Genomic DNA, 23,025 nt, shown 5'->3' on the forward strand with positions numbered 1-23,025 from the left:
GTCCAAAAGGGTTCCCTTTTATTCTACCTCTGTCTGAAGCTCCTGAAGCATTTTTGCAATCCGCTCCTGCGCCCGGGCGATCGTCTCGTTGACCGTATTCACATGCTCTTTATAATAAGTATCTTTTTCCTGCTGCTTTTGCTGCGCATCCGCATTCTCCGAATCCTGCGTTTTGGCTTCCTGCGCCGCCTGTATGTCCTCGCAGGCTTTTGCAGCTTCTGCGATCGCGTCGTCGGTCGTCCTATTGACCGTATCAGTCAATTTATTTTCATCCGGTGCGGTGGGCGCCGGAACTGTATCAAATGTGGTGTCGAGTGCAACATCGGAAATTGTGTCGGACGCAGGGTGGACTGCAGCCGTAACGGTCATGTTCTGTCCTGCAGCGGGCGCGCCCTGCTCTGTGACTGCCGTATCGTTTCTTTGACTCGCATAGTCCGTTTTTACGATTTCCTGCGATTTTTCCCTGTAGTCATCTGCTTGTCCCTGCGTTTTTTCGGCACGGCTAGGATTTTCTGCATATCCCCACTGCGTTCTTTCTTCGCTGTAGCTGTCTGCGTTCCACTGCCGCATCGCTTCGCTGCGTTTTCCAGCACTATTTCTGCCTGCATTTCCTGTAACCTTAAAGAACATCTGTCCCAGACCATTCTTCAAACCGTCCAGGCTACTCTGTCCTGCACTTCTTGCATGATCTGACTTTAAAGCTGCCAACTGCTGTTTTAACTGCCGAATCTCCTGCTGTTGTTTCTGGAAAATCGTCTGAGCCTCTGCCTTTTTGCGCTTTAATTCTGTTTTCAGGCTGTCCTCCCGGCTCTTCCATTCTGCCAGCCGTGCTGCAGTGTGTTCTTTCTCCTTTGCAAGCGCAAGTTGCTGCGTTTCCAGCTGGACACTCAGATCGTCAGCTTCCGCTTTCAATTCCTGCTGCTCTGCACGCAATTTTTCTGCTTCGGTTTCCAGTTTGACTTTCTCAGTCCTCAGACTTTTCAGCTCTGACAAAGCTTTCTCTTTCTCAGCTTCTAAAACTTCTGTTCTTGCCTGTAATTCGTCCTTTGCCTTCTGCAGCGCTTCAACTTCTGCCTGCTGTCCGGCTTTTTCTGTATTTAAGGTTTCAACTGCCGCTTCCAGCCCGCTCTTTTCTTCCTGCAGCTTGTTCTGCTCGGTCTGCAGCTCTGCTTTTTCTGCACGTAGGCTTTCTGCCTCTGCCTGAATTTTTGTCTGCGCTATCCGCAGATTTTCCAGATCCTCCAAAGCCTCTTCCTTCTCCGTCTGTAAGGATTCCGCCCTTGTCTGTAATTCGTCCTTTGCCTTCTGCAGCGCTTCCATTTCTGCCTGCTGTCCGGCTTTTTCTGTATTTAAGGTTTCAACTGCCGCTTCCAGCCCGATCTTTTCTTCCTGCAGCTTGTTCAGCCCGGTCTGCAGTTCTGCTTTTTCTGCGCGCAGACTTTCTGCTTCTGCTTGCAGTGTGCCAAGTTCCGACTCCATCGCATTCTTTTCTTCTTCCAGCTTCTCCGTGCGTTCCTGTTCATCCGAAAGCTGCTGGCTCAGTTTCTGCCGCATCAGGTTTTCCTCTTCCAGCTGCTGCGCATATTCCTGCTGTGCGCGTTCCGCAACCTGACGTCCCCCTTCTATCTCCGCCTCAACCTCCTGCATGTAGTTCCATACTTCTTCTTTTTGAAATCCGCCGAATAAAACTGTTTTAAATAATTCCTTATTTCCCATCTGCCGATCCCTCTCTATATAAAATAAATTTTTAGTTCGTTAAAAATATATAAGAAGGCTAAGTTTTCTCACATACTCTTACAGTATACCATACTCAAAACAGAAAAATCTATATGAAGCAGCACAAGATCTTTCCGTTAAAAACTTCTTTTTGCTATTTTAGGTTATCGTTCATCTGCACCATTCGCCAAGCTGCATCTTCAATGCTTTTCGCAGCTTCCCATATGCCTTTATTTTATGTTATACTGTTTTCCAAATACCAGGATCAAAAACAAGAAATCAAAGCGAGGTTATGTATGGATCAGCTGAATGATATGTCCGTTGTGGAACAGCAGTATGCTACTGCAACCAATTTGCAAACGAGAATTTCCATTCATGATAAATATTCGACAAACAAGATGGGATTCGGAAACTGGATTTTTTCCAATTATAAAATTGACCCCGGAATGCGCGTTTTGGAATTAGGCTGCGGGACGGGCGATATGTGGAAAAACAAAGAAGATTTGATCCGTCTGTGTTCCAGGCTGACTCTTTCAGATTTTTCAAAAGCGATGATCGCAGCTGCCAAAAGCAATATCGATGACATAATCGAATATCTTTATTCTCTTTCCAGTATGACGTCGATCACCGGCATTCCCAAACAGGCTAAAAAAGATATTTTGACCGCTCATACTACAACGTGCCAAAAGAATATGGCATGTTTATCGTATCATAGAACAATCGGGAGTTGATTGAGGAGTGATAGATTTATGAATGCAAATGTTGATTTAACAGGTGTTGTGCTTGAAACAGATAGACTAATCATTAGAGAATGGAGTGAAATGGATTTAGAAGACTTTTTTGAGTATGCAAAAGTTGATGGAGTAGGTCAAATGGCTGGATGGAATCCACATACATCAATTCAAGAATCAAAAACCATTTTGGAGATGTTTATTAATGAGAAAATGACCTTTGCTTTAGAATTGAAAGAAAATCATAAGGTAATAGGTTCATTAGGACTTGAAACGCTTAGTCTTTTGTTGCGTGATGAGTATGAGAATTTAGTAGGAAGAGAACTAGGATATGTATTAAGTAAAGAGTATTGGGGAAAAGGTTTAATGCCAGAAGCTGTTAATAGAGTAATTAAATTCTGCTTTGAACAAGAAAATTATGATTACTTAATGTGTAGCCATTTTGTTATAAATAGTCAATCAAAAAGAGTTATTGAAAAAAGTGGTTTCCGCTTTGTAAAGGAAAATACCCAAATTGCAAGAGATGGACATGAGTATATTTCTTTGTATTATGTATTAGATAATCCCTTAAAAAAGAATTAGACAACTTCCAGTTTTGCAGAAAGGGGAAAATGATGTTAAGACTAAGACCTTATCATATAAAAGATGCTGAAACAATACTTTCCTGGGCAAAAGATGAAAAGGCATTTTATAAATGGACAGCAGGCGTACTGGGAACATACCCGTTATCGCTTGAGCAATTTCATTCCGTAAGTGATTTGATGGCTTTTACAGCGATAGATGATAACGATGTGGTTGGATTTTTTACAATGAGAAGACCAACAGCGTCATTTGATGAATTAAGATTTGGCTTTGTTATCGTTGATGCAAACAAAAGGGGGAAAGGCTATGGAAAACAAATGCTTCAGTTAGGATTACTCTATGCAAAAGAAATCTTTGGCGCAAAGAAGGTTACATTAGGTGTTTTCCGTAATAATGATCCTGCATATTATTGTTACAAGACCACAGGATTTCAGGATGTAGCATTAGATGAAATGGAAAAGTATCAGGTATTAGGCGAAGAATGGGATTGCTTGGAGTTAGAGATACAGCTATAATTCGGAAATCGGATATTAAAAACAGAAAAATAAACTTGAACCTGTGGAAGTAAAAAAAGAAAAAAGTTCTCAGAACGTTAAGAACCCGTGCACATGGAGGTATTTATCACTTTGAAAACAACAGGCATCATCGTAGAATACAACCCGCTTCACCCGGGACATATTTACCATATGGAACAGGCGCGGAAGCAAACCGGCGCGGACTATCTGATCGCAGTCATGAGCGGCAGCTTTGTCCAGAGGGGCGCTCCGGCGCTTCTGGACAAGTATACCCGTACCCGGATGGCGCTGCTTGCCGGCGCAGACGTCGTGATTGAGCTGCCCGTCTGCTTCGCCGCCGGAAGCGCCGGAGATTTTGCCGCCGGGGCAGTTTCCCTGCTGGACAAGCTCGGCTGCGTGGACAGCCTTTGCTTTGGCAGCGAATCCGGCGACATTTCCTTGTTTGAAAAAGCGGCTGCTCTGCTGCAGTGCGAATCTGCAGCTTTTTCCGATGCCCTGAAAAAAGCATTAAAATCCGGGCTTTCTTTTCCCGCCGCACGCCAGCAGGCGCTGCTTTTATGCCTCGATCCGAAAAAAGATATGCCATCAATGCCTTGCCCTGATGACAATTTCCAAGCAGCTCAGATTTCTGCCCTGCTTTCTTCCCCCAACAACCTTCTGGGATTGGAATACACCTCGGCGCTGCTGCAGCGAAACAGCTCCATCCGCCCGTTCACGATCTCGCGCGTTGGCAGCGGCTATCACGATCCGCTCGGCGGTGCAGCTGACTTTCCCTCTGCATCCGCGCTGCGCAGTCTGCTCGCCAAACAAGGGAAGCAGGCTCTTTTGTCGCAGCTGCAGTGCTATCCCGAACTGCAGCCCCTGCTGCCACTCTGGGAGGAAGTTTTATCGCAGAACACGTTTTTATTCTCCAATGACTTATCCAGTCCATTGCACTATCGACTGCTCACTGCCGCTCCGGGTTCCTTTGGGACGTATGCTGAGGTCGGAAAAGAGCTTGCCGACAAGCTCGAGGCGAACCGCCTTTCCTTTACCAACTGGGACGACCTCTGCGCAAGACTCAAGACCCGTGAAATCACCTACAGCAAAATCAGCCGCTGTCTGTGTCGGATTCTGCTCTCTGTTTCGCAGGAAATGCTCCTTGCTGCCCGCGATAACGACTATACGCCTTACGCCCGGATTCTTGGTTTTCGTAAGAGTGCGTCTCCCCTGCTGTCCGTGCTCAAGAAAAACAGCAGCATTCCGCTCATCTCCCGCCCCGCTGCTGCAGCCCGCAGCCTTTCTCCGGAAGCACTCGCCCTCTATGAAAAGGATGTGCTCGCTGCACATCTGACGCAAACTGCACGCTGCGCAAAAACCGGGCAGCTGCCGGTTCACGAGTATACACGCCAACTGATTCTGCTGTAGTCAGACAACAAGACTGCGCTGCCGCTGCAGTGCCCGCGTTTTACAGCACGCTGTGCCACCCTGCCGCATCCTCCGACAATCTCATTTCCCACTCTCCGGAATTCGCCATTTTTATCTGTTGCATCCTGTTTTAAATCGCAATATAATGAAAACAGAATAAAAAACGGAGGAAAAATCCATGAACGAACAGCAAAAGTACCAAAAACGAAACCTACTTCTGTTCCCCCTCGGGACGGTCGGAAGAGATGCTGTCTACGCCCTGATCAACAGCTTTCTTCTGACTTTCGTTTTATTTACCCGCTCGTTAAACGCCGCACAGCTGACCGCGATCACCGCAATTATGGTCGCTGCCCGGATTTTTGACGCACTAAACGACCCGATCATGGGAAGCATCATCGAACACACCCATTCCCGTTTCGGAAAATTTAAACCCTGGCTGACAATCGGCGTTTTATCCACCTCCGTCGTCATTTATCTGTTTTTCAATACAGACCTGCACGGTTGGAGCTTCGTCTGCCTGTTCGGCATCCTTTATTTTTTGTTCAGCATCACCTATACCATGAATGATATTTCCTACTGGGGTATGATTCCGGCGCTCGGCTCTGATGCCAACGCACGCAATCAGTTTACCTCCCGTGCCACGCTGTTTGCAGGAATCGGTTCTACGCTGGCTTCTATCCTGATTCCAGTCTTTTCTACCGGCAAAAATGCCATCGGCGGAAGTTCCTTTACCGCCTATGGACGCATCGCCCTGATCATTGCGATTTTAGCGCCTCTGTTTTTGAGCATCACAATCTTCGGTGTACGCGAACGCCGTGACCCTCCCGCAGCGAAGCAGGAACGCTTCCGCTTCCGCGAAATCATCCAGACCATCCTGCGCAACGATCAGTTAGTCTGGATCGCAGTCATCTTTTTGCTGCAGCAAATCGGCAATGGACTGATCGTCGGCGGACTGGGATCTACCTATATTTATCTGACGTTCGGCTATGAAGGCGGTCTGTATTCCCTGTTCACAATGGTCGGCATGTCCGCAACCGCATTTCTGATGGTCTTCTACCCTGCCATTTCCCGCAAATGCCCGCGCAAACGGCTGATGTCCATCATGGCAGTCATCGCGGTGATCGGCTACGCGTTCCTCCTGATCTCCGGCTTCCTGGCAAAGACCGGCACCCTCGGCTTTGCCCTGCTCGTGTTAGGCTACATGCTCTCCAATTTCGGTCAGTATTGCTATTACCTGATTATGATGATCTCCATCCTCAATACGGTGGAATATAATGAGTACAAATTCGAAACGAGGGATGAAGCCGTCATCGCTTCCCTTCGCCCATTCATCACAAAGCTTGCCTCCGCACTGACCGCTGTCCTGACATCTGCAACCTATCTGCTGTTCGACGTTACCAGCTACACCAACCAGATTTCTTCGCTGGAGCAGCAGTGCACCCAGGGGTTGATTACCGAAAGTGAAAAGCTCGACTTAATTTCCGGCGTGCTCTCCAGCACGACCTCGCTGCAGAGCACCGGACTTTTGCTGTGCATGTCCCTGCTGCCCTGCGCGATGATGCTTCTGTCCTACTTCCTTTATAAGAAAAAATATATTCTGGACGAAACAGAATACGACCGCATCTGTGTCGAACTGGAAAAGCGGCACGCTGCATAAAGCTATTGCTTTCCCTCCCTGCCACAGGCGAAAAACTGTGAAACAAAATTCTTTCCAAAAAATCCAAAAGACCGTCGGTTCGCGCCTTCCCAAGGCTCTGCAAAACCGACGGTCTTTTTCATTCATGACAATAGAATGCTCGCAGAGCGTGCATTCTATTGTTTATATTTTTTCAGAATTCGTCCTGCTCCTGCTACGATACCGCTTAGTTCTTGAAGCTATGGATCGGTGCAGGAATCCGTCCGCCGCGGTTTACAAATGCGTCACAGCTGAACTGGTTGACCGGCATAATCGGCGCATAGCCCAGCAGTCCGCCAAACTCAACGGTTTCGCCAACACCCTTACCGATAACGGGGATCAGGCGAACAGCGGTTGTCTTATTGTTGATCATACCGATCGCCATTTCATCCGCAATGATGCCGGAAATCGTGGTTGCCTTTGTATCTCCGGGAATCGCGATCATGTCAAGGCCTACGGAGCAGACACAGGTCATCGCCTCGAGCTTTTCCAGTGTCAGCGCACCTGCTGTCACCGCATCGATCATACCCTGATCTTCACTGACCGGAATGAATGCCCCGCTCAAGCCGCCAACATAGGAAGATGCCATAACGCCGCCTTTTTTCACCTGATCATTTAACAGGGCAAGGGCCGCCGTCGTTCCAGGTGCGCCGGCATGCTCCAGACCGATTTCACATAAAATATCTGCAACAGAGTCGCCGATTGCAGGCGTCGGAGCCAGCGAAAGATCGACAATACCGAAGGGAACCTTTAACCGCTTCGAAGCCTCTTTTGCCACCAGCTGACCGACTCTCGTAACCTTGAACGCGGTCTTTTTGATCGTCTCGCAGAGCACCTCAAAGCTCTCGCCGCGCACGGATTCCAGTGCAGTCTTTACAACGCCGGGACCGCTGACGCCGACATTGATGATACGGTCAGCCTCTGTCACGCCGTGGAACGCGCCCGCCATGAACGGATTATCGTCCGGCGCATTGCAGAATACCACCAGCTTTGCACAGCCTAAGGAATCCTGCTCCTTTGTATACTCCGCCGTCTCTTTGATGATTTCGCCCAGCAGGCGGACAGCATCCATGTTGATACCGCAGCGGGTGGAACCGACGTTGACAGAGCTGCAGACATTTTCAGTTCTGGACAGTGCCATCGGAATCGAACGGATTAAAAGCTCATCCGCATGGGTCATGCCTTTATTCACCAACGCAGAATACCCGCCGATAAAGTTTACGCCTACCTCGTGGGCAGCTTTATCCATCACTTCTGCGATCTTTGCAAAATCCTCCGGCGTCTTACATGCGGCACCGCCGACCAGCGCAATTGGAGTCACAGAAATACGCTTGTTTACAATCGGCACGCCGAATTCCTGTGCAATCTCTTCGCCGGTCTTTACCAGATCCTTTGCGGATTCGGTAATCTTTTTATAAATTTTATCCAGACATGCGTTTAAATCCGAATCGATGCAGTCCAAAAGGCTGATTCCCATCGTAATGGTGCGTACGTCCAGATTTTCTTTCTCCACCATGTTATTGGTTTCGGTTACTTCATAGATATTGATCATGCTATTTTCTCCATTTCGCAGATGTATTTGTCGTGATTGAGCCGTTTACCGCGCCATTCGCAAACTCGCATCTTCGATGCTCTCCGCGCTGGCTACGCCACCGCTACTTTTGCTCATGGATTGGCGCTTCCTTCGTACCTTCCTGCAAGCAGATTTTCATGCAAGCATGAAATCAGCTCACAGGAAGCCACGAGTAAACTGGTGTCTCAGATTCTGTGCATCTGGTCAAAAATTTCTTCCCGCTGGCATTTGATAATAACGCCAATATTCTCTCCGAGCGCATCCAGCTCCTGCGCAATGGTTCCGAACTCCTTGGATACATTATTCATATCCACGATCATCATCATATTAAAATATCCCTGCACAATGGTCTGGGAAATATCCAGAATGTTGATGTTGTTATCTGCCAGATATGCACATACTCTTGCAATAATTCCGACAGTGTCCTTCCCTACTACAGTGATAATGCTTTTCTTCATGCTTTTCTCCTCTTTTCCGCGCACGCTTTTTGCGCATGTCAAGTTTGTGTCAAGTGCGCGCAGACACAAATCCCGCGATTGAAAATTTTATTTTTCAATCTTTCTCCTCTCACAGTTCCTCATTTTTTTAAAAACAGATCATCTCCGAAACCTCATTGCGCTTCGCCACCTGAATCGGGAAATCACCCCCATGATACGGATTATCCGCCAGGTCAATTTCCATCCGCACGGTCTCATATGCAAGCTCCGGCAGGTTGTTTTCCTGACTCAGATGTCCCAGGATCACTTTTTTCAGGTTATCATGCAGCACCCTGCTTAACAGTCTGCCCGAATTTTCATTCGAAAGGTGCCCGCGGTTTCCGAGTATCCGCTGCTTGAGATAATAGGGATAGCTCCCCACCTGCAGCATATTTACATCGTGATTTGCCTCCAGTAAAAGGACATCCATCCCCTTTAAGCATTCCACGGTGTAGTCATTATAAGTACCAAGGTCTGTACACACAGCAGCATGGCTGCTGCCATAAGAAAAACGATAGCCCACAGGATCTGCGGCATCATGAGAAATACGCATCGGATTTACCGTCAGATCCTTAATTGTAAACGCTTCCTCTGCACAGACGGGATGAAAAAGCTCTTCCGGGATCTTTCCCACACTCTTCGTTTCCTGAATCGCGTCCGCAGTCTTTTCCGTCGTATAAATCGGAATTCCATACCGTCTGCTTAAAACACCAAGTCCGGCGATATGGTCAATATGTTCATGAGTGATCAAAATCGCATCAATATCCCGTCCTGTCAAACCAATATCGTTCAAGCCGTTTTCCACGCGCTTGCCGCTGATGCCTGCATCCACCAGCACATGGGTCGTATCCGTTCCCGCATAAATACAGTTTCCGCTGCTTCCGCTGGCAATACTGCATAATCTCATCTGCTCAGCCCTGCTTCCTTTAATCTTTCGTCTATCTGTCTGTAAGTATCCCCCAGGTCGGCACTATTGTCAATCACCACTTTACAGTGACATCGAAATTCTTCTTCCGAAAGCTGACTCGCAAAAATCTGTTCTACCTTTTCTTCGGAATATCCACGATCCTGCATCAGCCGCTTCCTGCGTACTTCTTTTTGTGCAAAAATGTACCATAGCTCATCCAGCAGCTCGCCATAGCCTTCCTCAATCAGGAGCGCCGCTTCCACAAAAAAGGCGTCGATTTTTCCAGCTTCGCGTTCGGCTTCGATCTCCTGCAAAATATAGGCTTTAACCGCCGGATGGATGACCGCATTGATCGCTTCCAGCAACTTATGGTCTGCAAAAATTTTCGCCGCCATTTTCTGCCGGTTGATCTGACCGTCCTCTTCCAGCGTGTCTGTTCCCAGAAGCCGGACGAGGGCGTTGTAGCAGGGATTTCCCGGCTCACGAACCTTATGCGCTGCTTCATCCGCCAGCAAAATCCGGCAGTTGCAGTGTGTCTGAATATATGCTAAAATCTTCGATTTTCCGGCACCAACCCCGCCGGTAATTCCTATTGTTTTCATCATTTCATTCCTTTTATTCATGACAATAGAATGCTCGCAGAGCGTGCATTCTACTATTTCGCGTCATACCAGTTTTCGCCGGTATGCAGATCCACCTCCAGCGAAACGGAAAGCTCTGCCGCATGCTTCATCTTATCCTTTAAAAGCTCTGCCACCTCCGTAGCTTCCGCACGATCGGTCTCGATCAGCAGCTCGTCGTGAATCTGCAGACTGAGCCTGGAATTCAATTTCCTGCGATGCAGCTCTTCCCAGACATGGATCATCGCAAGCTTCATGATATCTGCCGCCGTACCCTGAATCGGAGAATTCATCGCCACGCGCTCGCCAAAGGAACGCTGCATAAAATTGCTGGATTTCAGCTCCGGAATCGGACGTCTGCGCCCGTAGAGCGTCGTCACATAACCGTTTTGCTTCGCATCCTCCACCTGTTTGTCCAGAAATGTCTTGACCTGCGGATAGGTTGCAAAATACTGTTCGATATAGGTTGCTGCCTCTTTCCGCGTAATGCTCAGATCCTGACTCAAGCCAAAGGAGCTGATACCGTAAACGATACCGAAATTGACCGCCTTTGCATTGCGCCGCTGTAAGTCCGTTACTTCCTCAAACGGCGTATGGAACACCTTGGATGCCGTAATCCGATGGATATCCGCGTCACTTTTGTACGCCTCGATCAGCTGCTCGTCCCCGGAAATATGCGCGAGCACACGAAGCTCGATCTGGGAATAGTCCGCGTCCGTAAACAAGTAGTTGTCCTTTGGCACAAATACCTTGCGGATCAGCCGTCCCAGTTCTGTACGCATCGGAATGTTCTGCAGATTCGGTTCCGTTGAAGAAATTCGTCCGGTCGCCGTGATCGTCTGATTGAAGGACGTGTGGATTCTGCCGTCCTCCTCGATATAATCCGCCAGACCGTCCGCATAGGTCGATTTTAATTTCGTCAGCCCCCGATATTCCAGGATATCCGCAACAATCGGATTGTCTGCTGCGAGCTTTTCCAGAATGTCTGCAGCGGTCGAATATCCGGTTTTGGTTTTCTTTCCGCCCTTTAAGCCCATCTTTTCAAACAAAATTTCTCCCAGCTGCTTCGGCGAATTGATATTAAATTCACAGCCTGCCGCTTCGTGGATTTTTGTTTCCAGCTCGTTAATCCGGTCCACCAGCGCATCACCGTATGCCTGCAGCTCCTGTCTGCGTACCAGCACGCCCTCTTTTTCCATCTCATAAAGCACACGGGATACCGGCATCTCAATTTCGTCAAACAGCTTCTGCATCCCGGCTTCTTCCAGTTTTTGGGAAAGCACCGGCACAGCCGCATAGCACACATACGCCAGTGTTCCGGCATATTCATAAAATTCTTCCGGTCTCTGCGCATATGCTTCCTTTAAAGAAAGCTTTTCAAACAGCTGCTTTCTCGTGCGGATCATGCGATCGAGCTGCTCCTTTGCAATGTCCTCCGGCTCATAATCGTTTTTGAGCGGATTTAACAGATACGCGGCAATCAAAACATCGAACAGCGTCTTTGTACCGCAGCTGTCCTGGTCTTTTTCTCCATTGGACAAAAGCGCCGGATACGCTTTTTTGATTTCAAACGTAGAAAGGCCTATGCCCGCCAGATACAGATCGGAAAGCTGACTGCAAAGCCACTGCGCAGTCAAAAAGCCCTCCGCCGGAAGCACAGCGATCTTTTCTTCGCCCCAGCACAGCGCCAGTCCGCAAAACTCGGTTTCTTCTATTTTTCTGCATTTTTTCTGATCGGATAACACTGCAAAGCCACAGTGTCCCGCTTTTTTGACCGCCTCGAAAATCTCCTGTGCCTCTGCCAAATCTCTCGTCACATGAATTTTTGCCGTCAAGCTATCCTGCTTCGTCTCTTTCTGCTCGAATCGTCCAAGCAGATTTTTAAATTCCAACTTCCGGAACAGCTGATACGCATCCTCTGTATACAGCTCTCCCAGCCGCGCTTCATTCCAGTCAAGCACCACAGGACTGTCGATGCGGATCGTCGCAAGATCGAGACTCAGATATGCCAGATCTTTATTGGCGATCAGCGATTCCCGCACCGCTTTTTTCGTCACCTCTTCGACATGCGCATACAAATTGTCCAGCGTTTGAAACTGCTTTAATAGCTCGGAAGCCGTCTTTTCACCGACCTTGGGCACGCCGGGGATATTGTCCGCCGTATCGCCCATCAGCGCCTTTAATTCGATAAAGCCGGCAGGCGTCACGCCGTACTTTGCTTCAACATCTGCTGCATAATAATCCTCGACCTCTGTCCGCGCGCCCTTGGTCTTCGGAATTCTGATTTTAATTTTGTCACTCGCGATCTGTAAAAGATCCCGGTCCCCGGAAACCAGAGATACATCCATTCCCTCTTTTTCCGCGCGCTTTGCAAGCGTCCCCAAAATGTCGTCCGCTTCCAGTCCGGGCTGCTCCATCGTCCGGATTCCCATGGCATGCAGCACCTGCTTCATCACAGGAACCTGCTCGTGCAGCTCCTGCGGCATCGGCTTTCTCGTCCCTTTATATTCCGGGTACATCTCGTGCCGGAACGTCGGCGCTTTCACGTCGAACGCGACCGTCAGATATTCCGGCTTCTCTTCCTCCAGAAGCTTGAATAAAATATTTAAAAAGCCATAGACCGCATTCGTGTGAAGCCCCTCGGAATTGGATAAATCCGGCACGCCATAGAAGGCGCGGTTCAAAATGCTGTGTCCGTCAATTAAAACCAGTTTTTCACTCATTTATAATACCACCATCGTCAAAATCATAGTCGCCGCCAGAATCGCCATCGCTTCTGTCGCATACAGCCCATGCTGTAAGGAACTCAGGATATGCAGATGTCGCTTCTCGGTGTCAATCCGCATGCGCAGCTCTCTGTTTAAATCGAACGTATCGCCGTTTTCCAGGCGCTGCATCCCGGTTGTCACCAGAAACTGTATGCTCAGCTCCTCAAGGCAGGAACTGCATCCATCCACATGATTTAAAAATTTCTTTTCCGTGCGGTTATCCAGTTCGTCCTTCAAAAACTGAGGAATCAGCTTTTCGGTCTGTTTGCAGTCCAGATCTGTCATATCACAGAGTCTCCTTTCATAAAACATCAGGGGCATCCCAGGCTGTGCCTAAAATGCCCCATTAGTATCTCATATTTTTTATAACATTGCAATTCCTTTGCAATAGGTCTGTGCAACCGCATAATCGTCTTCCAAAACAACGATATCCGCATCGTAGCCGGCAGTTAATTTACCCTTCCGGTCGTCTACCCGAAGAACACGGGCAGGGTTGATCGTGCAGGAATTTAATGCTGCATCGAAGGGAACCATCGCCTCTTCCACAAGAATCCTCAGCCCCTTGTTGATATTTAAGGTGCTTCCAGCGATCGTATCGGTTCCTTTTAATCTTGCCAGACCGTCCTCTCCAATTTCGATCGGATGACCGCCAAGCTCATAATTGCCGCCGGGCGGGCAGTGCTTTGCACGCAGGGAATCACTGATCATAGTAGAATAATCTCTTCCTTTCGCGGTGAAGAAGTTATTCAGTGCAGCCAGATGGGAGTGACAACCGTCACAGATGATCTCGCCGTAAATATCGCGGACGCGCAACGCGGTTCCGACCAATCCGGGCTTTCTGTGATGATAAGGCGTCATGCCGTTGTATACATGTGTCATGCTCATCGCGCCATTGGCGATTCCCATCAGCGCCTGCTCATACGACGCGCTGGAATGTCCCATGCTGACTACTACACCGTTCTGGCTGCAGTATTTCGTCAACGCAAATTCCGGATCATGCTCAGGAGCCATTGTGATGTATTTGATCATGCCATGTGCGGCTTCCTGATACATTTTAAACTGTTCTACGGTCGGTTTTGCAATCGCTTCCGGGGGCTGCGCGCCCTTGTATTCCATATCCAGATAAGGTCCTTCGAAATGGATCCCCAGAATCTCTGCACCCTCGTAGCCTTCTTCCACAACCTTTGCGACATTTGCAACCGCTTTGGTCAGAACCTCCGGCATCTGAGTTACGGTTGTCGGAAGAATTGAGGTAACGCCTTCTTCCGGAATCCGTCTCATCCAGTCGCGCAGACCTTCCGGCTCGCCGTCGTTGGTATCGAATCCATAAGCACCATGCGTATGCACGTCAATAAAACCGGGAACAATCCGCTTATTGCCGTAATCCACATCTGCAGTCTTTGTCCCAAAAGGATATACATTTACGATTTTTCCATCGGCTACTTCCAGCTGAGCGGGAACAAACTGTCCTGCCAGCCAAACTCTTCTGCTCTGTAAAACCATGGTCTCCTGCCTCCTTCTTTGGCAAATCAAACGTTCAGAAAGCCTCCTGCAGACAACCCTGCAACGGCTTTCTGATTTTTGACCCTGTTATCATTTTCAGCAACAGAATGCATTAAAGTGCGGACAGAGCGTCCTCATCTGCGATCAGAACAAAGTTCGGATGCAGCTGCAGAATAGAAGCCGGAACCTGAGGTGTGATCGGTCCAAAGAAGGATTTCTTTAAAATCTCTGCTTTATCTTTGCCGCTGACAACCATCAGGACGCATTTTGCACGCATGATCGTAGCAATACCCATGGTGTAAGCCTGACGCGGAACTTCGTCGATGGAGTTAAAGAAACGCTTGTTTGCTTCGATAGTCATCTCTGTTAAATCTACGCAATGAGTCTCTTTGTCGAACTCGTCGTTAGGCTCGTTGAAGCCAATGTGTCCATCATGTCCAAGACCCAGCAGCTGCAGATCAACACCGCCCATGGATGCGATCACTTTATTGTATTCCTCACAGGCTTTCTGACTGTCAGGCTCTGTGCCGTCCGGCAGATGGGTGTTTGCAGGATCAATATTTACATGAGAAAACAGATTGTCATGCATGAAGTAGTAATAGCTCTGCTCGTTCTCCTTGGGCAGGCCCTTGTACTCATCCAGGTTTACACTTCTTACGTTGGAGAAATCGTAGTCGCCATTTTCATAGCCAGCTACCAGATTTTTGTATGTGCCGATCGGTGTGGAACCGGTTGCCAGACCCAGTACGCAGTCAGGCTTGTTGATGATCAGTGCACCAATATAGTTTGCAGCTTTTCTGCTCATATCGTTATAATCTTTGGTTTTGATAATTCTCATATCGCTTATTCTCCCGTTTCTGATAATATATTTTGTGTCGGAACCTCTCCGGCTACTCTATTCATTCTAATACATCCCGACTTTTTTCTCAATTGTTTTAAAAAAATAATTGTCCCAGGTTTACTCATAAGATTACAGTTCACACGCGCCCGGGCTGTGTCGGGAAACCAAATGTGCAGATCCTGCGGCTGTAAAACACCAGAAGGTACGCTTTACAAACATTCCGCTGTTTTGAAAAAGAATCGGAAGCCCCTCTTGCGAGGAGCCTCCGATGTGCCAGGTTTTTCGTGCCGCAGGGCACTGTCAATATTTAATTTCCTGTATCTATCGAATGGAGGGCTTTTCCCTTCGATAAGAATGTAAACGATAATTCCTGTACTGTAAAAATGTTTTACAGCATCTTCTGGATTTCGTCTGCTACAAACTGAACCTTGGTTCCGACGATAACCTGAACATTGTTCTTGTTGGGGCGGATAACGCCTGCAACGCCTGCAGATTTGATCTTCTTCTCGTCAACCTTGGTGTAATCCTTGATTTCGAAACGAAGTCTGGTAATGCAGTTATCCAGGCTGACAACGTTATCCTTGCCGCCGATACCTTCCAGCACGATCTCACCAACCTTGGTGTAGTCGTTATTTGCCAGAACAACCTGCTTTTCAGCTTCTGTATCATCATCCTCACGGCCGGGAGTCTTCAGATCAAACTTCACGATCGCGAAACGGAATACCAGATAGAATACAACGAATGCTGCAATGCCCAGAGGAATGATCATCCAGGTATTTGCTGCTGCCGGCAGGGATGCAGAGAACAGAAGGTCTGTTGCGCCTGCGGAGAAGGAGAAGCCTGCACGGAAGCCAACTAAAACAGTGATTACGGTGAAGATGCCGTACAGCAGAGCGTATACAACATACAGACCGGGTGCAAGGAACATGAATGCGAATTCAAAAGGCTCGGTAACGCCGCAGATGAATGCACACAGAGCTGCGGAACCAACCAGACCGATTGCAACTTTCTTCTTCGTGCTCTTTGCAGTCTGGATCATAGCCAGCGCTGCACCGGGAACACCAAACATCATACAAGGGAAGAAACCGGACATGTACATACCAAGGCTCCAGCTTACGTCTGCGCTGGTCTCACCTGCCCAGAAGTGGGACAGATCGCCAAGGCCGATGGTGTCAAACCAGAATACGTTGTTCAATGCATGATGCAGACCAACAGGGATCAGCAGACGGTTTAAGAATGCGTAGATACCTGCACCTACAGCGTCAAGGCCTACAATACCCTCACCAAGAGCTACCAGACCACCGAAGATCAGAGGCCATACAAACAGCAGCACTGCAGAAACAACGATGGAAATAACGCCTGCGATGATCGCTACACAACGTTTGCCAGAGAAGAATGCCAGCCAGTCAGGCAGCTTCGTGCTCTTAAACTTGTTGTAGCAGGTAGAACCGATCACACCAGCTAAAATACCGATGAAAGGGTTCGCGATTTTTCCAAATGCCAGCATAGCGCTTTCTTTTTCTGCCATAGAAGGCATGATGGTTGTAACCACGCCTGTGGAAAGCAGAGTTGTCATCATCAGCCAGGAAGCCAGAGCTGCCAGGCCGCCGGTGCCGTCATTTTTATCGGACATGCCGACACCAACACCGATAACGAACAGGATCGCAATGTTATCGATCAAAGCTCCGCCTGCTTTTACCAGGAAGAATCCCAGTGTCTCAGCAAAGCCAACTACGTCACCACCCTGCATGGTGGACGGACAAAGTAAATAACCGATACCCATCAGGATACCGCAAATGGGAAGGCAAGCTACCGGAAGCATTAAAGCCTTACCAAGTTTCTGTAACCATTTCATAAAAGTTACCCCCTTCTTGTTTAATACAATGCAGATTCTTTCTGCACTGTGGTTTCCGCCCTGGCCGCGGATTTATTCATAAAGGTACACACCTTAACGAATACTTTGGAAAACTGTCAGCGTTATCGATTTATAAATTTTCTTTTAAAAACGCTTCCAGCGCTGCTGCGCAGGCTTCTTCATCCTCTCCTTCTACAGTAAAGGAAAGTGTATGCTCTTTCTTTGCGCCCAGCATCATCAGGGACATGATCTTCTTTGCATCTCCCTTTTTTGCGCCGCTTTCTACCGTAACGGTGCTTTTAAACTTTGCGGCTTCCTTTGCCAAGAGCCCTGCCGGTCTTGCATGAAGACCGAGCTCATCCTGAATTGTGTAAGAAAACTGTGTCATGTTCTGTTCCTCCTGTGGTCACTTCTTATTCTCTTTGCAGTGCCGCTTCAGAAATTTATGTGCGGCATTGCTTTTATTCATGACAATAGAATACTCGCAGAGCGCATGCATTCTATTATTTTCAAATTTCCCGAATCGCCTTGCGAAGCCCCAGTACATAGGTCGGGGAAACGGACAATTCGTCAATCCCCATATCCACAAAGGTCTTTGTCAGCGTCGTATCTGCTCCAAGTTCTCCGCAGATGCCGACCCACGCGCCGCCTTTATGACCATTTTCGATCGTCATCCGGATCATCCGAAGCACTGCAGGATGATGGGAATCATAAATGGTATCAAGGCTCTGGTTCTGACGGTCGATCGCCAAAGTGTACTGCGTCAGGTCGTTTGTACCGATACTGAAGAAGGATACTTCCTTTGCCAGCTCTTCACTGATCATGACTGCTGCAGGTGTCTCTACCATAATACCCAATTCAACTGGTGCAATCTCAATTCCTGCCGCTGTCAGCTCTGCCTTAACCTCTTCCACGATCTCTTTGATTCGAAGGATCTCTTTGACTGAGATAATCATCGGGAACATGATGGCTGCAGTACCATAAACGGACGCTCTGTAAATTGCACGGAGCTGTGTTTTAAACACGTCAATCCGATCCAAACAGATACGGATCGCACGATAGCCCATCGCCGGATTTTCTTCTTTTGGAAGCTTGAAGTAATCCACCTGCTTGTCCGCTCCGATATCAAGTGTACGGATGATAACCTTTTTGCCTTCCATCCGGCTCAATACTTCTTTGTAAATTTCAAACTGCTCTTCCTCGGAAGGATAGTCTTCCCGTCCGAGATACAAAAATTCGCTTCTGAAAAGTCCGATACCGCCTGCATCATTTAAAAGCACCTTATCCACATCTTCCGGGCTTCCGATATTCGCATAAACGTTAATCTTTCGACCGTCTCTTGTCACATTATCGAGTCCGATCAGCTTTTCAAGCTCCGCACGTTCTCTGCCGCAGGCTTCCTTTTTCTGAACTAATTCTGCAAGCACAGCCTCTTCCGGATCCAGATAAAGCTTTCCATCCAGACCATCTACAACTGCATCCATGCCGTGGTATTCTTTTAACAGCTCCACATCGGTCTGCACCAATGCCGGAATATTCATCGAACGTGCCAGAATCGCTGTATGGGAATTTGCTGAACCGTTGCGGGTTACAAATGCGAGAATCTTACTTTTATCAAGAGAAACCGTCTCACTCGGAGTCAGATCATCTGCCAGTAAGATCACCGGCTCCTCTGAAGCAATGCTGCCGTCCCCGATGCCTGCCAGGATACGGATCACACGTCCGGAAATATCTTTGACATCTGCGCTGCGCGCTTTCATATAATCATCATCCATGGAAGCAAATACTGCTGCGAACTGCTCTCCTGTGGTATGCACTGCATATTCTGCATTGACCTTTTCACTCCGGATCAGTCCGGTGATCGCATCGAGATAATCGCCATCATCCAGCATCATCTTATGCACATCGAAGATCATCGCCTGTTCTTCGCCTGCTTCTGCAAGCGCTTTTTCATATAAGTCATCCAACTGTCCGATGGCAGTCTCCTTAGCTGCTTCGAACCGGGCAACCTCTGCCTCTGCATCAGCAACCTGCTTCTGCTCCAGGACATATTCCTGCTTTTCATAAAGGTAAATTTTCCCGATCGCAATTCCCTTCAGAACGCTTTTCCCCTGACAAACTACCATTTCATCATCCTCTTTGAACATTTATTTTGCAGGATGCAGCTTCATAACCGCATCTGTTGTTTCCACGTCCTTGCCGGTAAAGGTTTCTACCTGCTCATATGCATCAGAATTGCAGATGATCATCGGTGTGATTGTTTCTCTTCCACTCGCTTTGATCTTGTCCAGATCTGCAACGACAAGCAGATCGCCCTTTTTCACATCCTGACCCTCTTTTACCTTCTGTTCAAAGGGCTCACCTTTTAATTCTACAGTATCCAGACCGATATGGATCAGAATTTCTGCACCATCTGCAGTCGTAATGCCTACCGCATGACCGGTCGGAAATACGGTACTGATCTTGCCGTCTGCCGGAGCGTAAACATGTCCGTCCTGCGGGATCACAGCAATGCCCTTACCGAGGATTTCCTCAGCGAAGGTCGGATCCGGAACCTCCTTAATGCTGACACATTTTCCCTTCATCGGTGCTGTAAGCTCAATCCCTTTATCCTTTTTAAAACGATCAAAAAATCCCATTTTTCTTTCCTTCCTTTTTTTTGATATCTGCATATTTCAGCTGGACTGCGAGATAGATCACTTCCTCCTCCGTCATCTTGCAGGAAACCACGGATTCTATATAGTCTCTCATCGCTCTTGCCAGCTCATACTCATTTCTGTAATTTGCCCTGACAAATTCGTTAAAGCGAGCATCCTCCGTAATCCAGCCCTCTTTGTTCTGGATCAACCGGTTCAGCATAAATTTCAGATTTGTGATCAACCGGTCCTCATAAACCAGGTCTTCCGGAAAATGGTAATCTGCCCGAATCATTCCGATCAGGTGACGGATTATCTCCGTCATAATCTGAGTATCTCTCAGGCGCATCCCGCCAAATTCGCTGTTGACCAGATGAAACGCGATCGATGCAGCCTCATCCTCCGGCAGTCTCACTTTGATCCGCTCTTCGATCAGATCGAGGGCATGACAGCCAATCTGGAATTCTTCCGGATAAAATCTGCGGATTTCGCTGTAAAGCGCATTTTCAAACAGCATGCCATCCTTAAACCGTCTCAGTGCGAAATCGATATGGTCGGTCAGCGCAAGATAAACGTTTTGGTTGAGCTGCATGGAAAGATGACTCTTCGCATAGGAAATAATCTCATCTGAAACCTGCACGCATTCCATTGGCATATTGGCAAGCAGCTCCTGAAACCGTGCCTGTAAATCCGGACTTCCCAGATGAAAAATCTTCTCCACCTGTGCAGCCTTGATCTCCTGACCGCTTTTTTTCTGGAAGCCGATGCCCCTGCCCATCGCCACGATCTCCCGTCCCTGATCATCCAGCGCGGAGATCACATTGTTATTGATTACCTTTTCTATCCTCATGCCCCGCTCCTGAAATGCAGCCCATGCGCAACAATCAACTGTCCGGTATCCCACATGGTCTTGCAGACTCTTTAGAAACAAAAAACCAAATTTTATAAACCAGTTCTGCAGAAATATATAATATCTGAAAAACTAATTTATAAAACTTGGTTTTGCCTGCCTGCCAGTAACAATCCAATTTATCTTATCGTGCTGTCGTATCAACTGACCTTAGTATACTGAACATCCATTCAGAAGTCAACCTTTATTTTTCATTTTGTCTTATTTTGTCCTTTTATTTTTTATTTTAGCATCCATATTGCACAATCCGCCGGACCTTTCTTTTCCAGAAGTGTCCGGCGGAATCGTCATTTCTTCTTATTATATCCTATTTTTAGGACATCTCATTAAACAATTCTGATTTTTGTCCAACATCATGCTTCCATCAATGCTTCCATCTCGTCAAGCAGGCTGTCAAACAGCTTCAGTGCGCGGTGTACCGGCTCTGCGGTGCGCATATCAACGCCAGCGCCCTGCAGCAGGGAAATCGGATCTTTGGAGCAGCCGCCGGACAGGAAGTTTAAGTAATCCTTCACCGCAGGCTCGCCTTCGCTCAAAATCCGTTCAGACAGCGCCATCGCAGCGGAAAAGCCCGTCGAATACTGGAACACATAATAGTTGTAATAAAAATGCGGAATTCTCGCCCATTCGCGGTCGATTAAGTCATCCACAACAACCGCATCCCCATAATAGAATACGTTTAAGTCATGGTAAATTTTGTTCAGGCCCTCTGCCGTTAAGCTGCCGCCGTTTTGTACCAGCTCGTTGATCTTTAACTCGAACTCTGCAAACATCGTCTGGCGGTACAGAGTCGTACGGAACTGCTCGAGGAAATAGTTGATCAGGTACGCTCTGGTCTTTTTGTCCTGCGTTTTTTTCAGCAGATGCTGCATCAGAAGCGACTCATTGCAGGTAGATGCGACTTCCGCAACGAAAATTACATACTCTCTGTCCACAGGCTCCTGATTTTTGGTGGAAAGATAGGAGTGCATCGCATGTCCCATCTCGTGCGCCAGCGTGAACTCGGAATCCAGCGTGCCCTTGTAATTTAAAAGCACATACGGATGCACAATCTGTCCTGCGCTGTACGCACCGCCGCGCTTGCCTTTGTTTTCGTAAACGTCGATCCAGCGGCTTTCAAAGCCGTGCTTTAACACTTCCCCGTACTCTTTTCCGAGAACGGCAGTCGCATCCAGCACTTCCTCCTTCGCTTTTTCAAACGGAATCTTCACATCCGCATCCGCAACGAGGGAGGTGTAAAGATCGTACATATGAAGCTCATCCGTCTTCATCAGCTTTTTGCGCAGACGCATATAACGGTGCAGGATGCCGATGTCCTCATGAACGGCTTCGATCAGGTTATGATAGACTTCCACAGGCACGTTGGTCGCATCCAGCGAAGCGTGCAGGGCGTCCGGATATTTGCGCGCCTTTGCAAAGAATTTCAGCTGGCTGACCTGCGCGTTCAGCAGTCCTGCTGCCGTATTTAACACCTTTCCATAGCCGCCGTAAAGAGATTCAAACGCCGCTTTTCTCACATTTCGATCCGGGCTCTGCATCAGCGGGATAAAGCTTCCGCCGGTCACTTCCAGCTCTTCTTCGTTGCTGCCTTTTATCGGGTCAAAGGTCAGGTCTGCATTTACCAAAGACGAATAAACCGTTCCGGGCGCCTGCGCCATCTCCCCTGCATCTGCCAGTATCTTTTCCAGCTCCGGCGATAAAATATGATCCTTGCATCTGCGCACTTCATTGATGCTTCTGCGATACTTTAACAGCTCCGGCTTTTCTGCATAAAATGCTTCCAGCTTTTCCTCCGGAATGCTCAGAATTTCCGGGTCTGCAAAGGAAATCAGACCGCTGCATTCCACATATAAGCCCATCGCGCGCGCAGACAGCGTCTGTCCTGCCGCGTCCGCCGTATCCTGGTCCTTGACGCGGGACGCATAACCGTAAATTTCGCTCAGCATGCAGTCGAGCTTTTCTGTCAGAGCCGACCAGTCATACAGCGCCTGTGCGCTCTCACCCAGCCGTCCGGCATATTCTGCCGCTTCCTCTGCGACCTTTTTCGCCGCCGCAAAATCCTTTTCCCAGTCCTCTACAGTCGCATACATGTCCTCGATCGCCCAGGTGTCCTCTTTCTTTACCTGACTGCGCATCGGAATCTTCTGATTTTCTTCCATGTCAAATCCCCTTTTCTGAAATTGCTTATTCCGTTTGAAAAAGTCTTACTTTTCCAAACGCCTGTGCCTATTATAAGGGACATGCGAAGAAACCGCAAGCGCTGTAGCGGCAAAGGCCGTTTTGTGAATAAAACAATAGAATGCACGCTCT

20 protein-coding genes are annotated in these 23,025 nt (G+C 48.1%); 5 read left to right on the top strand and 15 right to left on the bottom strand.

Annotation, left to right across the window (positions count from 1 at the left end; all coding sequences use genetic code 11):
• Positions 1 to 18 precede the first annotated feature (18 nt).
• Positions 19 to 1,716 (bottom strand): hypothetical protein, encoded by a 1,698-nt coding sequence (locus ACLTOQ_RS13540; RefSeq protein WP_412319646.1) that lies wholly within the window; start codon positions 1,714 to 1,716, stop codon positions 19 to 21.
• Between the two features lie 296 nt (positions 1,717 to 2,012).
• Between ACLTOQ_RS13540 and ACLTOQ_RS13545 the strand changes: the two genes are divergently transcribed.
• The 5 genes from ACLTOQ_RS13545 to ACLTOQ_RS13565 all read left to right on the top strand — a co-directional run bounded on the left by ACLTOQ_RS13545 (position 2,013) and on the right by ACLTOQ_RS13565 (position 6,608).
• A complete protein-coding gene (locus ACLTOQ_RS13545) occupies positions 2,013 to 2,447 on the top strand; it encodes a class I SAM-dependent methyltransferase (RefSeq protein WP_412319647.1) in 435 nt (144 codons plus the stop codon).
• An 18-nt stretch (positions 2,448 to 2,465) separates the two neighbouring features.
• Complete coding sequence (locus ACLTOQ_RS13550) at positions 2,466 to 3,029, top strand: GNAT family N-acetyltransferase (RefSeq protein WP_337427035.1); 564 nt, start codon at positions 2,466 to 2,468, stop codon at positions 3,027 to 3,029.
• A 32-nt stretch (positions 3,030 to 3,061) separates the two neighbouring features.
• Positions 3,062 to 3,544: a GNAT family N-acetyltransferase gene (locus ACLTOQ_RS13555; protein WP_262586949.1), complete on the top strand. Its 483-nt coding sequence runs from the start codon at positions 3,062 to 3,064 to the stop codon at positions 3,542 to 3,544.
• Between the two features lie 111 nt (positions 3,545 to 3,655).
• Positions 3,656 to 4,951: a nucleotidyltransferase family protein gene (locus tag ACLTOQ_RS13560; protein ID WP_412319648.1), complete on the top strand. Its 1,296-nt coding sequence runs from the start codon at positions 3,656 to 3,658 to the stop codon at positions 4,949 to 4,951.
• Between the two features lie 178 nt (positions 4,952 to 5,129).
• Positions 5,130 to 6,608, top strand: a complete 1,479-nt coding sequence (locus ACLTOQ_RS13565) for a glycoside-pentoside-hexuronide (GPH):cation symporter (RefSeq protein ID WP_337755027.1) — start codon at positions 5,130 to 5,132, stop codon at positions 6,606 to 6,608.
• Between the two features lie 205 nt (positions 6,609 to 6,813).
• Here the strand turns inward: ACLTOQ_RS13565 and ACLTOQ_RS13570 are convergent, their stop codons facing one another.
• From ACLTOQ_RS13570 to pepF, 14 genes are all read right to left on the bottom strand, one after another.
• Entirely contained in the window at positions 6,814 to 8,178 is a 1,365-nt protein-coding gene (locus ACLTOQ_RS13570) for a PFL family protein (protein ID WP_021915618.1), read from the bottom strand.
• 206 nt (positions 8,179 to 8,384) lie between these two features.
• Entirely contained in the window at positions 8,385 to 8,657 is a 273-nt protein-coding gene (locus tag ACLTOQ_RS13575; protein ID WP_021915617.1) for an ACT domain-containing protein, read from the bottom strand.
• Between the two features lie 127 nt (positions 8,658 to 8,784).
• A complete protein-coding gene (locus ACLTOQ_RS13580; RefSeq protein ID WP_262586926.1) occupies positions 8,785 to 9,582 on the bottom strand; it encodes an MBL fold metallo-hydrolase in 798 nt (265 codons plus the stop codon).
• Positions 9,579 to 10,187, bottom strand: a complete 609-nt coding sequence (coaE, locus tag ACLTOQ_RS13585) for a dephospho-CoA kinase (protein ID WP_021915615.1) — start codon at positions 10,185 to 10,187, stop codon at positions 9,579 to 9,581. Before coaE ends, ACLTOQ_RS13580 begins: the two co-directional genes overlap by 4 nt.
• Positions 10,188 to 10,237: 50 nt before the next feature.
• Positions 10,238 to 12,925 (bottom strand): DNA polymerase I, encoded by a 2,688-nt coding sequence (gene polA, locus ACLTOQ_RS13590; protein WP_412319649.1) that lies wholly within the window; start codon positions 12,923 to 12,925, stop codon positions 10,238 to 10,240.
• Positions 12,926 to 13,255 carry a zf-HC2 domain-containing protein gene (locus tag ACLTOQ_RS13595; protein ID WP_021915613.1) on the bottom strand — a complete coding sequence of 110 codons (330 nt, stop codon included), beginning with the start codon at positions 13,253 to 13,255 and terminating at the stop codon, positions 12,926 to 12,928.
• A 78-nt stretch (positions 13,256 to 13,333) separates the two neighbouring features.
• On the bottom strand, positions 13,334 to 14,473 hold the full coding sequence (gene nagA, locus ACLTOQ_RS13600) for an N-acetylglucosamine-6-phosphate deacetylase (protein ID WP_412319650.1): 1,140 nt from the start codon (positions 14,471 to 14,473) through the stop codon (positions 13,334 to 13,336).
• Between the two features lie 112 nt (positions 14,474 to 14,585).
• Positions 14,586 to 15,311: a glucosamine-6-phosphate deaminase gene (nagB, locus tag ACLTOQ_RS13605; protein ID WP_021915611.1), complete on the bottom strand. Its 726-nt coding sequence runs from the start codon at positions 15,309 to 15,311 to the stop codon at positions 14,586 to 14,588.
• Positions 15,312 to 15,702: 391 nt separating this feature from the next.
• A complete protein-coding gene (locus ACLTOQ_RS13610; RefSeq protein WP_412280268.1) occupies positions 15,703 to 17,169 on the bottom strand; it encodes a PTS transporter subunit EIIC in 1,467 nt (488 codons plus the stop codon).
• A gap of 130 nt (positions 17,170 to 17,299) precedes the next feature.
• A complete protein-coding gene (locus tag ACLTOQ_RS13615; protein WP_117962302.1) occupies positions 17,300 to 17,557 on the bottom strand; it encodes an HPr family phosphocarrier protein in 258 nt (85 codons plus the stop codon).
• A gap of 121 nt (positions 17,558 to 17,678) precedes the next feature.
• Positions 17,679 to 19,295: a phosphoenolpyruvate--protein phosphotransferase gene (ptsP, locus tag ACLTOQ_RS13620; RefSeq protein WP_308728364.1), complete on the bottom strand. Its 1,617-nt coding sequence runs from the start codon at positions 19,293 to 19,295 to the stop codon at positions 17,679 to 17,681.
• A gap of 21 nt (positions 19,296 to 19,316) precedes the next feature.
• Complete coding sequence (locus tag ACLTOQ_RS13625; RefSeq protein ID WP_021915607.1) at positions 19,317 to 19,808, bottom strand: PTS glucose transporter subunit IIA; 492 nt, start codon at positions 19,806 to 19,808, stop codon at positions 19,317 to 19,319.
• Positions 19,795 to 20,655 carry a PRD domain-containing protein gene (locus tag ACLTOQ_RS13630; protein ID WP_337427024.1) on the bottom strand — a complete coding sequence of 287 codons (861 nt, stop codon included), beginning with the start codon at positions 20,653 to 20,655 and terminating at the stop codon, positions 19,795 to 19,797. Before ACLTOQ_RS13630 ends, ACLTOQ_RS13625 begins: the two co-directional genes overlap by 14 nt.
• Positions 20,656 to 21,068: 413 nt before the next feature.
• On the bottom strand, positions 21,069 to 22,874 hold the full coding sequence (gene pepF / locus ACLTOQ_RS13635) for an oligoendopeptidase F (RefSeq protein ID WP_117962300.1): 1,806 nt from the start codon (positions 22,872 to 22,874) through the stop codon (positions 21,069 to 21,071).
• Positions 22,875 to 23,025: the final 151 nt, after the last annotated feature.

The organism is Gallintestinimicrobium sp. (genome assembly GCF_046968865.1).
Taxonomy (GTDB): Bacteria; Bacillota; Clostridia; order Lachnospirales; family Lachnospiraceae; genus Gallintestinimicrobium; species Gallintestinimicrobium propionicum.